Source organism: Paracoccus sp. SCN 68-21 (assembly GCF_001724535.1).
Taxonomy (GTDB): Bacteria; Pseudomonadota; Alphaproteobacteria; order Rhodobacterales; family Rhodobacteraceae; genus Paracoccus; species Paracoccus hibiscisoli.
The window spans coordinates 35,186-46,652 of record NZ_MEES01000033.1 but is presented as its reverse complement, the minus strand read 5'-3'; the positions used below and the strand labels follow the sequence as shown (position 1 = coordinate 46,652).

Below are 11,467 nucleotides of genomic sequence, written 5' to 3'. Positions count from 1 at the left end.
TGCGGTAGCGCGCAGCCTCAGGTTTGCTCATGCCGAAGCGCTTACCCTACCAGGCCAGCCGCGTGAATCCCGCGGCACGCCGAGTTTTGCAACAACGCCGGTCAGCTACCAAAGCTTCGGTCGCAAAACTTTGGGATAAGGCTGGCCCGGATCAGCCGCTGCGGCGCGATCGAGGCGCGACCAAGGGGCGCGTGGAGCCACTCGAACTCTGCATCGCGACTGTCCAGCGCATCATTGACCACCCGCCGGACCCTGCGCGCGCCGGGTGCCTCGCAGGAACGCGTGCTTTCAGGGGGGGGGCATGGCTGAACGGCGGTGCGGCCGTCTTGTCCGCCTCGCGTATCGTCACCCCCGCCATTGTCGTGCCAAGGATGAGTCATGCTCCGAAAACCGGGTCCAGAGCCAGGTTTTCCAGCGATCTGTCAGATCAGCCCGTCCAGAACCTCGCCTGCGATCTCCGCGGTGTCGGGCCAGCCGGGCAGGGCGGCGCCGGCGCGGGCGGCGGCGGCGGCGCGGGCGGCGCGGTCCTGGGGGTCGCTCAGCATCCGGCGCAGGGCCTGGGCCAGGGCGGGTGCGTCGTCCGGCGCCACCAGCAGACCCGCATCGGCGGGCACCGTGTCGGGCACTGCGCCCGTCCGGGTGCTGACGATGGGCAGCCCATGCGACAGCGCCTCGTCAAAGACGATGCCGTATCCTTCGTAGCGCGTCGCCAGCGCAAAAACCGAGGCGCGGCGATAGAGCTGCGCCAGGCGGTCCGCCTCGACCCGGCCCGCCAGCTCCAGCCGCGCGGACAGCCCCGAGGCCGCGATCTGCGCCTGCAGGTCGGTCACATGCGCCGCGTCCCAGGGGTTGCCCACGATCACCGCCTGCCAGTCCAGATCCGCCAGCCGCGCCAGCGCCGCGATCAGCACGTCATGCCCCTTGCGCGGATGCAAGATGCCCACCGACAGGATCAGCGGCGGATCGACCGGCGCGGGCGCGGGCGGGATCGGCTGGCGGTCGGTGCCGGGGCGCGCCACCGTGATCCGGGCGGGGGCCACGTCATAGCGGTCGATCAGCATCTGGCGGGTATGCGGGCTGGGCACCAGGATGTGGCGGGCATGGGCCAGATTCGCGCGTTCCGTCCGCCACAGATGATCGGCCAGATCGGCGGGCAGGGCGCTTTCCTGCGCCAGGGGATGGTGGATCATTGCGACGATGGGCGCGCGGATGGCGGCCACGCCCTGGGGGTCCAGCGCGCCAAAGGCCAGCCCGTCGATGATCACCGGCTGATCGGCGGGCAGGGCCTGCAGCGCGTCCAGAGCCTGGGTCATTTGCGCGGCGTCGGGGGTCGGAAAGGCTTCGGACAGGGCGATGACTCGGACGCTGCGGCCCTGGGCGAGCAGCCCCTCGACCAGGCGGCGGTCATAGATATAGCCGCCGGTCAGCGTGGTGATGTCGCCGGGCAGCGCAAAGGCCAGGGTGCGGGGGTCGGTCACGGGTCGGCCTGTGCGGTTGTTGCGGAAACGGGGACGGGAACGGGCGCGCGCCGGTCGTGGCGCTGCGCCAGCAGGACCAGCAGGCCGGGCAGGGTGCTGGCCAGAAACATCAGCCCAAAGGCCAGGCTGGCCGCCAGCCCGGCCTGCGCGCTGGCGCCGACCAGGGGGAACAGGCCCGCCGCGGCCCCTTCGCGCAGGCCCCAGCCACTGACGGTCAGCGGCAGGATCATGGTCAGCAGGATCAGCGGCACCAGCACGGCAGTTTCTGTCACCGACAGCGCGGTGCCGGTGGCGCGGGCGCAAAAGGCGAAGGCCGCCAGGTTCGCCGCCGTGATCGCCAGGTTCAGCGCCGCCTGCCGCGGCAGCGCACCGGGCGCCAGCAGCGTGACGCGCAGCGCGCCGCGCAGATCGCGCGCGGCGGTGCCCGCACGACCGGGCAGCTGCCCCGCGCCGCCCAGGGCCACCACCACGACCAACCCTCCGGCCAGCAGCGTCCCGATCAGCCCCAGCACCCAGTTGGGCAGGGCCAGCACGCCCGGCAGCACCGTCACCGCCAGCGCACCGGAGGCCAGCACCAGAAACAGCGCGACCTGACCGGCCAGACGCTCGATCGCGACGGCGGCGCCGGCGCGGCGCAGGCCCGCCTGATGGCGCGCCCGCACGGCGCGGCCCGCATCGCCCAGAACGCCCCCCGGCAGCGACTGGTTGACCACCTGGGCCAGGTAGTATTCGCCGATGGCATGGGTCAGCGGGATCGACTGGTCCAGCTGCCGCGCGGTCAGCCGCCATCGCAGCGCCGACAGCACCGTCTGCGCCGTCAGCGCCAGCATCGCCGCCCCCAGCCACATCGGATCAGCCCGCGCCAGCAGGCGCAGCGCCTGCTGGCCGTCCAGGCCGAACCACAACAGAGACATCACCCCAAGGGCGACCAGAATTTGCACGGCGCGAAACTTTGTCATGCAGGAGCTACGTCCGCGCCCCCGGTAAAGTTGCGCAAAAACATGTCGCGCAGGCGTTCCATGTCGATGACCGGGCTGGCCGGGTCGGGAATCAGACCCGGCGTCAGCCCCCAGCCCAGGGTGCGTTCGACCAGATGCGGTGGCCCGATCACATGCATCGGCACCTGCCGACGGTCGTCCAGCCCGATGCTGCTGGCGGCCTGGTGATCGCCCACCAGCAGCATCAAGGGCGGCGTGTCGCCCTGGCGCGCGGCGTAATCCAGCACCGCCTGCAGCGTATAGTCGATGGTGTCGCGGTAATGTTCGCGCACCCGGTCGCGGTCGCGCCACAGCACGTTGGGGGGGTCGCCCTCCTGCGCCATCTCGTTGAAGACGGTGCCGTCGCCCAGCTGGTCCCAGTCCAGCATCCGTGGCACCGGCGTCCAGGGCGCGTGGGACGAGATCAGGGCGATCTGGGCGAACAGACGACGCGGGTCGCTGCCGTCGCGCAGCAGCCGGTCGGTGGCGGCCAGGGTGAACTGGTCGGGCATGGTGACCCAGTTGAAGGGCAGCCCGCGATAGCCCAGATCGGGGGCGGCCAGGATGCGCTGGAAGCCCATGGTGGATGCCTCGGGCCAGGGGCGGACGATGGCGGGCATGACGGCGGCGGTGCGGAACCCCGCCTGCGCCGCGCGGTGGAACAGCGTCTGCCGCCCACTGGCCAGCGCCGCCTGATAGCGGGTCTGGTCGTTGATCCACAGCCCGTTGGACAGCGTGCCATGCGCCAGCCAGCTTTGCCCGCCATGGGTCGGAGAGGTCATGAACCCCGACGCCATGGCCAGGCCCCGCGCCTCCAGCACGGTCTGGGCCGCGCGCAGGGTGGGCAGGTGCAGATCGGCAAAGATCGGCGTGTCGAAACTGGACCGGCCATAGCTCTCCAGATAGATGATCAGCACGTCGCGGTCGATCAGCCCCAAGGGATCGGCCAGGCCCGCCGTGTCATCGACCAGCGCCATCTCTCGGAACCGGCGCAGTTCGGTGATGGTGCGGTTGGCCAGCTGGGTCCGGTCGATGGCAAAGCTGGCCGTGGCAGGCGCAAACGCCGCGATGCCGTGGCGCGGCACGGTGGCCATCGCCGCCAGCGCCAGCACCCCGCAGGCCAGCGCCACCCCGCGCAGGCCGATGCGCGCCGGCGCCAGCCGCAGCAGGACGCCCATCGCCCACCACAGCGACACCGCGATCAGCAGGGTGGCCAGAACCGCGCCCACGACCGCCGCCGTGGCCGCCGGCACACCGATGCTGCCCGCGATCAGCCGGACCGAGGCGTCGATCAGCGGCAGGTCCGCCACCGGGTTGAAGCGTCGGCCCAAGCTCTCCAGCATGGCCAGATCGGCGACCTTGAGGACGCTGACCAGCCCCAGCACCGCCGTCACCGCCAGCCGCAGCACGGTCCCCGCAAGGCCGCGCCCCACGGCCAGCGCCAGCAGCAGCAGGACCGCCAGTTCAGGCGTGGGGCGCGCCCAGGCCAGCCAGCCCAGCTGGTCGGGGCGCGGCGGCAGCGCGATCAGCGCATGCAGGACCGCCAGGGCGGCGGCGACGGTCAGCGCGCGGCGGATCACCGGTTGCGCCCCAGCCACACGACGTCGCGCGCAAAGGACCAGATCAGCGCGACCGAGGCCACCCGCGCCAGCATGATCCCCAGATCCTGCGGCATCAGGGGGATCTGCAGCGCGATCAGCGTCGCCAGCTGCAGCACGCAGACCCCCTTGCGCCAGTAGCTGACCGGCAGGGGCGCCATGATCCAAGGCCAGATCAGCCCGGCGCCCACGAACAGATAGCGCATGACCCCCAGGATCAGCACCTCAAAGCCCACGGGACTGCCCGACAGGGCGTGCAGCGCCAGCACCAGGGCCAGGGCCGCGTCGACCTCCATGTCGAAGCGGCCGCCGAAATCGGAACACAGCCCGCTGCGCCGCGCCAGATAACCGTCCACCCCGTCCAGCGTCAGCGATATCGTGGCGATCGCCGCCACCGCCCAGCCCGCCGCCTGTCCGCCGACCAGCGGCGCGATCAACGCGGCGGTCAGCGCCAGCCGCATCAGCGTCACGGCATTGCACGCGCCCAGCCTGGTGTGCGGGTAGTGCTTGCGCATCGCCACGCAGACCAGCACGGCGCCCGCCAGATAGGCCCCCCCCGCGACCAGCGCGCCGGTGCCCTGGCCCAGGACCAGCACTCCGACCCCCAGGTTCAGCGCCAGGCCTGCGGGCAGGGCCAGGATCATCCCCTCGGGCAGGGGGCGGGTTCGGGGGACGGGCCGGGGTGCGGCAAGCTCGGGGCGCGATATCTGCATCGGCTGAACATATGACAGGGGTATGACGCGTCAAGCGGACATCGCGGGGGCTTGTCCCGTTGCGCCATCCCGCTATCGTGTGAAAACAGGAGGGGCTGCGCATGACGGACCGACCCACGGACCCGGCCAGGGGCTATGGCACGACGGCGCGCGTGCTGCACTGGCTGGTGGCGGCGCTGATCGTGCCGATGATCGCGGTCGGTTTGCTGATGGTCCGCCCGGGGCTGGAACGCGCCTTGGGCGACGCGCTGTATCTGTTTCACAAGAACGTGGGCAGCCTGCTGATCGTGCTGGTCGCGCTGCGGCTGGTGTGGCGGCTGACCCATCCGCCCGCGCCCTTGCCCGCGGCCATGCCCCCCTGGCAGCGGCGCGCGGCGGGGCTGTCGCATGGCGCGCTTTATGCGCTGATGGTGGTGATGCCGCTGTCTGGCTATGTCCGGGTCCGGGCGGGCAGCTTTCCCATCGAGGCGCTGGACGCCATGGGCCTGCCCGCGCTGATCCCGCGATCAAAGGCGCTGGCCGATGCGGCCAGCAGCCTGCACCAGGCGGCGGGCTGGGCGCTGATCGCGGTGCTGGCGCTGCATGTCGCGGCGGCGCTTAACCACGCGCTGATCCGGCGCGACGGCATCTGGCGGCGGATCTGGCCGCCGCGCGCGCGGTGAGCAGGCGGGGGGCACCGGGTGACGGTGGGTCTGCCCTCTCGACAGGGGCGCGTGGTTTCGCTATGGCGGGTCCGCGCCGAGGGTCGGGTTCCACCGTTCGGCGACGATCATTCAAAAATCAATCACGTCCCGTTGAACAAATTCTCATCGCCGGGCGTTCGACGGTACCGTCGAGTTCATCAGTGACCTTCGCCCGCCAGGAGACTCCGTGCCCAAGACCCTAGACGTGACCATACCGGTCGTCATCGCGGCCGCCCTTTGCGGTGTTTTCCTGCTGGACATGATGGTTCCCCTGGGGACGGCGGTCTGGCTGATCTACATCCTGCCGCTGGCCCTGGCGATGTTCGGGCGCTGGCCGGCCCTGCCGGTGGTGACGGCCGTCGCCGTGTGCCTGGCGATGGTCATGGCCTTCCAGAAGGACAATGCCGGCATCGACCCGACGGTCGCCGCGATCAATCGCGGGCTGGCGGGGCTGGTCTATCTGTGTCTGGGGCTGATCGGGCGCAGCCTGATCCTGAACCGTCGACGCCTGACGGACAACGACTGGATCACCGGCGCGCAGGTCGCCGTGTCGCGCGCGTTGCAGGGCGAGATGTCGGCCGACCGTCTGGGTCGCCAGATGCTGCAGGTTCTGGCCGAGCGGATCGGCGCGCGGGCGGCGGTGGTCTATGCCCGTGACGGGCAGGGGCATCAACTGCTGGCGCAATGGGGCACGGATGGCACCACGCTGGCGGACCGCACCGATGCCGAACAGGGCCATCTGGGCCGCGCCGTCACCGAGGGGCGCATGCTGCAGCTTTCGCTGGCACCCGATCAGGCCTTGGGCTGGGCCACGGGGCTGGCGCGCGGGCGCACGCCCCATGCGCTGATCGTGCCGATGCGCGATGGGCAGGCGGTCAACGGCGTGCTGGAATTCGGGCTGGACGGCCCTGCCTGTCCGCGCGTGCTGGACCTGTTCGAGCGGATGGGCGACAATCTGGGCATCGCGCTGCGGTCGGCCCAGTATCGCCAGCAGCTGCGCGACCTGCTGGAGGAGACCCGCCACCAGGCCGAGGAACTGCGCGCCCATGGCGAGGAGCTGGCCGCCTCGAACGAGGAGTTGGAGGAGCAGACCCGCGCCCTGCAGGACAGCCAGCGTCGCCTGGAGGCCCAGCAGGCCGAGCTGGAGAGCCAGAACACCCAGCTGGAGGGCCAGACCCAGGAGCTGGAGGAGCAACGCGACGCCCTGGCCCGGTCGCGCCGCATGCTGGAGGATCAGGCCGAGGAGCTGGCCCGCGAGAGCCGCTACAAGTCCGAATTCGTCGCCAACATGAGCCACGAGCTGCGCACCCCCCTGAACGCGCTGCTGATCATGTCGCGCCTGCTGTCCGAGAACCGCGGTCGCACCCTGACCGAGGAGCAGGTCCGGTGGGCCGAGACCATCGAATCCTCGGGCAAGGATCTGCTGGCGCTGATCAACGACATCCTGGACCTGTCCAAGATCGAGTCGGGCAAGCTGGAGCTGTCGCGCGACACGGTCGACCCGCAGGCGCTGGCCGACAAGGTGGTGCGCGCCTTCGAGGCGCAGGCCCGCCAGAAGGGGTTGACCCTGCAGGCCCGCGTGGCCCCCGCCGCCGTCCCCTTCGAGACCGACCGCCAGCGGCTGGAGCAGGTGCTGCGCAACTTCATCTCGAACGCGCTGAAATTCACCGAAAAGGGGCATGTGACGCTGCATGTGACGCCCGCCCCGCAGGGTATCGACTTTGCGGTCGAGGATAGCGGCATCGGCATCGACACCACGCAGCAGGAGGCCGTGTTCGAGGCGTTCCGCCAGGCCGACGGCACGATCTCGCGCCGGTTCGGGGGGACGGGGCTGGGGCTGTCGATCTCTCGTGAGCTGGCCGATCTGCTGGGCGGGCGCATCTCGCTGTCCAGCCAGCCGGGCAAGGGCAGCACCTTCACGCTGACGCTGCCCGCGACGCCCGCGCGGCAGTCGCCCGCCCCGGCGCGCCGTGCTGCCGCGCCCGCAGCCCTGCCCGCCCCGGCAGAGGACAGCGCGCTGATGCTGGACGCGCTGCCCGGCCTGACCGACGACCGCGCCCGCATCGCCCCCGGAGAGCGGGTGATGCTGGTCGTGGAGGATGACCCGGCCTTTGCGCAGGTTCTTTACGGTCTGGCGCAGGAGCTGGGGTTCCGCTGCGTCTGCGTGGGGCGCGCCGATGACGCGGTGCGCGCGGCGCGGCATTTCCTGCCGCATGCCATCGTGATGGATGTGGGCCTGCCCGACCATTCCGGCCTGTCCGCGCTGGACCGGCTGAAACGCGACACCACCACGCGCCACATCCCCGTGCACATGGTCTCGGCCGACGACTACACCCAGGAGGCGCTGGCCCAGGGGGCGATCAGCTATATGATGAAGCCGGTCCAGCGTGACCATCTGGCGACCGCGATCCGCAACCTGGAATCGCGGCTGGAGCAGCGCCTGCGGCGGGTGCTGATCGTCGAGGACGACCCCGCGCAGATGCTGGGCCTCAAGGCGCTCTTGTCCAGCGACGAGGTCGAGACGGTGGGCGCGGGCACCGCCGCCGCCGCGCTGGAGATCTGCCGCACGCAGACGGTCGATTGCATCGTGCTGGACATGACGCTGCCCGATGCGTCGGGGTTCGACGTGCTGGAGCGGCTGGACCAGGACGGGACGGCGTCCTTTCCGCCGGTCATCGTCTATACCGCCCGCGCCCTGTCCGAGGCCGAGGAACAGCGCCTGCGCCGCTATTCGAAATCGATCATCATCAAGGGCGCGAAATCGCCCGAGCGCCTGATCAACGAGGTCACCTTGTTTCTGCATCAGGTGGTCAGCGACCTGCCCGACAAGCAGCGCGAGATGCTGGCGGCCTCGCTCAATCGCGACGCCCAGCTGGAGGGCCGCCGCATCCTGGTGGTCGAGGATGACATCCGCAACGTCTATGCCCTGACCGGCGTGTTCGAGCCGCATGGCGCGACCGTCCAGATCGCGCGCAACGGCCGCGAGGCGCTGGAGGCCCTGGGGCGCATCAATGACGGGGCCGCGCCCAAGGTGGATCTGGTCCTGATGGACGTGATGATGCCCGAGATGGACGGCCTGACCGCCACGCGAGAGATCCGCAAGATCGACCGCTGGAAGACGCTGCCCATCATCATGCTGACCGCCAAGGCCATGGCCGAGGATCAGAACCAGTGCCTGGCGGCAGGCGCCAACGACTATCTTCCCAAGCCGCTGGACGTGGACAAGCTGCTGTCGCTGACCCGCGTCTGGATGCCCAGATGAGCGTTGAGCCCATCCCCCTGCGTCCCCCCGAGTCGATCGAGCTGGACCTGTTCCTGGAGGCGCTGAACCGGCGGTATCACTATGATTTCCGGTCCTATTCGCGCAGTTCCCTGGCGCGGCGGGCCGATCTGGCCCGCGAGCGGCTGGATTGCGCCACCCTGTCCGAGGTGCAGGGCCGCCTTCTGCATGACCCAAGCGTGCTGCCCGACATCATCGACGCAATGACGGTGCAGGTCAGCGAGCTGTTCCGCGACCCGGATTACTATTTGGCGCTGCGCCGCGAGGTGCTGCCGCATCTGTCGACCTTCCCCTCGCTCAAGGTCTGGGTGGCGGGCTGCGCCGACGGAGAGGAGCTGTATTCGCTGGCCATCCTGTTCCAGGAGGAGGGGCTGTTCGACCGCACCCTGTTCTATGCGACCGAGATCAACCGCCGCGCCCTGAACCGGGCCGAGGCCGGGGTCTATGACATCGCCCGCCTGCCGGTCTTTTCGCAGAACTATCAGCGGTCGGGCGGGCGCGGGTCGCTGTCGGATTACTACACCGCCGCCTATGGGCGCGCGGCCTTTGACCGGCGGCTGCGCTCGCGCACGGTGTTTACGGAACACAACCTGGCGACCGACCAGGTGTTCTCCGAGGTTCATCTGATTTCCTGCCGCAACGTGCTGATCTATTTCGACAACACCCTCCAGGACCGGGCCGTGGGCCTGTTCGCCGAGGCCTTGGCCCGCGGCGGGTTCCTGGGCCTCGGCTCTCACGAGACCCTGCGTTTTTCCACCCACGCCACGGCCTTCGCCGCCTTTGCGGAACCTGACCGGATCTGGCGCCGCACCGCAGCCCTAGGGACAGACAATGCCTGACAGACCCATCCGTTTCCTGATCGTCGACGACACCGCCCAGAACATCATGGCGCTGGAGGCGCTGCTGCGCCGCGACGGGCTGATCGTGGACAGCGCCCAATCTGCGGCCGAGGCGCTGGAGCTGATGCTGCGCCACGACTATGCGCTGGCCTTTCTGGACGTGCAGATGCCCGAAACGGACGGCTATGAGCTGGCCGAGCTGATGCGGTCGACCGAACGCACGCGGGGCGTGCCGATCATCTTCGTCACCGCCGCCGAGATGGACGAGGCGCGCCGGTTCCGCGGCTATGAGGCGGGCGCGGTCGACTATATCTTCAAGCCGATCGACCCGGTGGTGCTGAAATCCAAGGCCGAGGTGTTCTTTCGCATCGGCCGCCAGGCCAAGGAGCTGGAGCGGCAGCGCGACGAGATGCAGGACATCGCCCGCCACCGCGACCGCGTGATGGCGCAGCTCAAGGCGCATGCCGACAATTCGCCGCTGGCCTTCGTCACGCTGGACAGCAACCTGTGCGTGCGCAGCTGGTCCAAGGGCGCGGAGCGCATGTTCGGCCGCCCCGCGGGCGATCTGCTGGGCATGACGGCGGTCGCGGCGGGCTGGCTGGACGAGCAGGGGGCCGCGCTTCTGACCGGCTGGCTGGACAGCCAGCAGGAGGGCGCGCCGCGCTTTTCCGCCGAGATCAGCCTGGATCACGCCGATATCGGCCCGATCTGCTGCGAGGTCTATGGCTCGGTCCTGTCCGAGGGGGCGGGGCGGCAGTCGTTGTCCCTGCAGGTCCAGGACATCACCGAACGCAAGCAATCCGAAGAGGTCCGCGCCCTGCTGATCGGCGAGCTGAACCACCGCATCAAGAACACGCTGGCCAACGTGCAGGCCATCGCCCGCCAAAGCCTGCGTCAATCGGGCAGCCTGGCCGATTTCGAGGTCAGCTTTGGCGGCCGGTTGCAGGCGCTGGCCCGCGCGCATTCGATCCTGTCGGATGCGACCTGGGCCTGCGCGCCGCTGGACCAGCTGATCGACGACCAGATCAGCTCGGGTACGCTGGACGGCGACCGGCTGCGCCGCGACGGACCCCCGGTCGAGCTGTCGCCCGACACCATGCTGCGCCTGGCGCTGACCCTGCACGAACTGGGCACCAATGCCGCGAAATACGGGGCGCTGTCGGTGCCGCAGGGACGGATCGCGCTGTCCTGGCGGCTGGACGGCCCCTGCCTGGAGCTGACCTGGCGCGAGACCGGCGGCCCCCCCGTCACTCCCCCCGAACGCAGCGGCTTTGGCACCACGCTGATCGGGGCCGCGGGGGGCGGGGACGCTTCGGCCGCGCTGGCCGACTGGCGGCCCGAGGGCGTCGTCTGGACCATCCGCCTGGCCGAGGGGGTGACGCGGCTGGCCGGACCGCCCAGCCCCGATGTCGCGCCGGTGGCCGACGGTCCGCGCCGCCCCGCCACGCTGGAAGGTTCGCGCATCCTGCTGGTCGAGGACGAGCCGCTGGTCGCGCTGGACCTGCGCTATGAGCTGGAGGATGCGGGCGCCACCATCACCGGCATCGCCCGCACCGTGGCCGACGCCGTCGCCGCCGCGCAGGCCGGCGGGATCGACCTGGTGCTGCTGGACGGCAATCTCAAGGGAGAACCGGTGGACGAGGTCGCGCAGGTGCTGGACGGCCTGTCGGTGCCGTTCTGCTTTGTCTCGGGCTATGGGCGCGAACATCTGCCGCAGGGCTTTGACCATGCGCCGCTGATCGAAAAGCCGTTCCGCCCCGACATGCTGCGCGGCATCCTGACTGCGCTGCTGGCGCGCGGCCTGCCCGACGCCGCCGAATGACCGGCGCGCGATAAGGACGCCCATTCCGCCCCGCCGGGGGCGCGCCGCCCCCCTGTTCCGCGCGGCCCCGCCGCCCC

Annotated in this window: 8 protein-coding genes and 1 pseudogene; 4 read left to right on the top strand and 5 right to left on the bottom strand. The window is 70.3% G+C overall.

Going from position 1 to position 11,467, the window contains the following annotated elements; all coding sequences use genetic code 11:
* Window positions 1-134: 134 nt before the first annotated feature.
* The 5 genes and pseudogenes from ABS73_RS10985 to ABS73_RS10965 form a co-directional block, all read right to left on the bottom strand.
* Window positions 135-292 (bottom strand): annotated as a pseudogene (locus ABS73_RS10985) (IS5/IS1182 family transposase); the annotation flags it as partial.
* A gap of 130 nt (window positions 293-422) precedes the next feature.
* The gene (locus tag ABS73_RS10980; protein ID WP_277019767.1) at window positions 423-1,478 is read right to left on the bottom strand and encodes a glycosyltransferase family 4 protein; all 1,056 of its coding nucleotides are present in this window, start codon (window positions 1,476-1,478) and stop codon (window positions 423-425) included.
* Window positions 1,475-2,437 carry a lysylphosphatidylglycerol synthase transmembrane domain-containing protein gene (locus ABS73_RS10975; RefSeq protein ID WP_277019769.1) on the bottom strand — a complete coding sequence of 321 codons (963 nt, stop codon included), beginning with the start codon at window positions 2,435-2,437 and terminating at the stop codon, window positions 1,475-1,477. Before ABS73_RS10975 ends, ABS73_RS10980 begins: the two co-directional genes overlap by 4 nt.
* Window positions 2,434-4,035 carry a sulfatase-like hydrolase/transferase gene (locus ABS73_RS10970; RefSeq protein ID WP_277019770.1) on the bottom strand — a complete coding sequence of 534 codons (1,602 nt, stop codon included), beginning with the start codon at window positions 4,033-4,035 and terminating at the stop codon, window positions 2,434-2,436. The genes ABS73_RS10975 and ABS73_RS10970 overlap by 4 nt, the downstream gene beginning before the upstream one ends.
* Window positions 4,032-4,766: a CDP-alcohol phosphatidyltransferase family protein gene (locus tag ABS73_RS10965; RefSeq protein WP_277019772.1), complete on the bottom strand. Its 735-nt coding sequence runs from the start codon at window positions 4,764-4,766 to the stop codon at window positions 4,032-4,034. The genes ABS73_RS10970 and ABS73_RS10965 overlap by 4 nt, the downstream gene beginning before the upstream one ends.
* A 101-nt stretch (window positions 4,767-4,867) precedes the next feature.
* On the opposite strand from ABS73_RS10965, the gene ABS73_RS10960 reads away from it, so the two are divergent.
* The 4 genes from ABS73_RS10960 to ABS73_RS10945 all read left to right on the top strand — a co-directional run bounded on the left by ABS73_RS10960 (window position 4,868) and on the right by ABS73_RS10945 (window position 11,390).
* Window positions 4,868-5,428, top strand: coding sequence for a cytochrome b (locus ABS73_RS10960; RefSeq protein WP_277019773.1), 561 nt, complete (start codon window positions 4,868-4,870; stop codon window positions 5,426-5,428).
* 208 nt (window positions 5,429-5,636) lie between these two features.
* Window positions 5,637-8,711: a response regulator gene (locus tag ABS73_RS10955; RefSeq protein WP_277019775.1), complete on the top strand. Its 3,075-nt coding sequence runs from the start codon at window positions 5,637-5,639 to the stop codon at window positions 8,709-8,711.
* Window positions 8,708-9,568, top strand: coding sequence for a CheR family methyltransferase (locus tag ABS73_RS10950; protein WP_277019777.1), 861 nt, complete (start codon window positions 8,708-8,710; stop codon window positions 9,566-9,568). Before ABS73_RS10955 ends, ABS73_RS10950 begins: the two co-directional genes overlap by 4 nt.
* Window positions 9,561-11,390, top strand: coding sequence for a response regulator (locus ABS73_RS10945; RefSeq protein ID WP_277019778.1), 1,830 nt, complete (start codon window positions 9,561-9,563; stop codon window positions 11,388-11,390). The genes ABS73_RS10950 and ABS73_RS10945 overlap by 8 nt, the downstream gene beginning before the upstream one ends.
* The last annotated feature ends 77 nt before the right edge of the window (window positions 11,391-11,467 follow it).